Raw genomic sequence first — 1,732 nt, 5'->3', positions numbered from 1 at the left:
CGCCGCGCGAGCAGGGCCCCCGCGTGCAGCGCGTCTCCCCCGTTGTTCCCGGCCCCGGCCAGCACGACGACGCGCGCACCCGCGAACCGTCCGCGACGCCGCACGACCTCGCGCACGACCACGCCGTGCAGCGCGAACGCGGCGCGCTCCATGAGCGGGACGCCCGCGTCGAGCAGGGGCTCCTCGGCGGCACGGACGGAGGCGGCGTTCCACGACAGCAGCACGAGTCTCATCCTGGCGTGCGCGCAGGTAACGTGCCGAGCATGCGCTTCGGACTCTTCATCCCCCAGGGCTGGCGGCAGGACCTCACGGGCATCGAGCCCCGCGACCACTGGTCGGTCATGAACGGGCTCGCCCAGCACGCCGACCAGGGCGACGCCTTCGACTCGATCTGGGTGTACGACCACTTCCACGCCGTGCCCGAGCCCAACGGCGAGGCGACGCACGAGGCGTGGAGCCTCATCAACGCGTACGCGGCGACGACGTCCCGCGTGAAGCTCGGCCAGATGTGCACGTGCATGGCGTACCGCAACCCCGCCTACCTCGCGAAGGTCGCCGCGACCGCCGACGTCATCTCGGGCGGCCGCGTGCAGATGGGCATCGGCGCCGGCTGGTACGAGCACGAGTGGCGCGCGTACGGCTACGGCTTCCCGCGCGCGGGCGAGCGCCTGGCGATGCTCGACGAGGGCGTGCAGATCTTCAAGCAGCTCTGGACCAACGGCGTCGCCACGTTCGACGGCAAGCACTACCAGGTCGACGGTGCGCAGCTCGCGCCGCTCCCCCTCCAGGTCGACGGCCCGCCGCTGTGGATCGCGGGCGGCGGCGAGCAGAAGACGCTGCGCATCGCCGCCGAGCACGCGCAGTTCACCAACTTCGACGGGCACCCCGACGTCTTCACGCACAAGTCGGAGGTGCTGCGCGGCCACTGCGAGGCCATCGGCCGCCCGTTCGAGGAGATCACGCGCTCGTCGAACTTCAACGTGGTGATCGGCGAGACCGAGGCCGACGTCGACGACCGCATGGCGTGGGTCGAGGAGCACCTGTCGCTCACCGTCCCGAACAAGGCCCCCGAGGTCGCCGAGGAGTTCCGCAAGGGTGTGCTCGTCGGCACCCCGGAGCAGCTCGTCGAGAAGCTCCAGGACCTCGAGAAGCTCGGCATGACGTACGCGATCACGTACTTCGCGGAGGCCGCCTACGACCGTTCGGGCATCGAGCTCTTCGAGCGCGAGGTCGTCCCGGCCCTGCGCTGACCGTCGTCGAGCTGCCTCCCTGGGGTCAAGCAGGGGCGCCGCACCGCCGATGGGGCGGTGTGAGCACCCAGGACGCCGTGCGGCCCGCGATCGGCGACCTCCCGGTGGGGGACGTCGAGGACGCGTGGTCGGGTTGGGTCGACGCGGCCCGTTCGGCGGGCGAGCCGTCGCTCGCGATCGCGCTCGTCGAGCGGCACCCCCGCCGCAGGCCCGACCTGCTCGGCGTCGTCGTCGCGCACGCTCGGGACCTGGTCCTCGTCGGCCGCGCGCCGGAGGCCGTCCACGTCCTGGGTGCCACGACGCCGCCGACGGGGTCCGAGCAGGACGGGTACAGGGGATCGGAGGTCGTGCAGGCCGCCGCTCACGCGGCCCTGGGCGACGACCGCGCATGGTCGTGGCTGCGCGAGGCTGCGCGCGACGCCCCGCTCGTCGCCGCTGTCGCGGACGCGCGTGGCGACCGGGAGGCTGGCGACCAGGCGTGG

At 72.9% G+C, this 1,732-nt stretch carries 3 protein-coding genes; 2 read left to right on the top strand and 1 reads right to left on the bottom strand.

The genetic code is table 11. From position 1 onward, the window contains the following. Window positions 1–224, bottom strand: a 224-nt coding sequence (locus HGA02_RS18495) for an NAD(P)H-hydrate epimerase (RefSeq protein ID WP_343035607.1), incomplete at its 3' end; no start/stop codon positions are given. Window positions 225–263: 39 nt separating this feature from the next. On the opposite strand from HGA02_RS18495, the gene HGA02_RS18490 reads away from it, so the two are divergent. Next, window positions 264–1,250, top strand: coding sequence for an LLM class F420-dependent oxidoreductase (locus HGA02_RS18490; protein ID WP_168680777.1), 987 nt, complete (start codon window positions 264–266; stop codon window positions 1,248–1,250). 59 nt (window positions 1,251–1,309) lie between these two features. After that, window positions 1,310–1,732, top strand: a 423-nt coding sequence (locus HGA02_RS18485; protein ID WP_168680775.1) for a hypothetical protein, incomplete at its 3' end; no start/stop codon positions are given.

The organism is Cellulomonas septica (assembly GCF_012396155.1).
GTDB lineage: Bacteria > Actinomycetota > Actinomycetes > Actinomycetales > Cellulomonadaceae > Cellulomonas > Cellulomonas septica.
The sequence above is the reverse complement of the archived record's forward strand: the minus strand, read 5'-3'. Positions and strand labels throughout refer to the sequence as shown.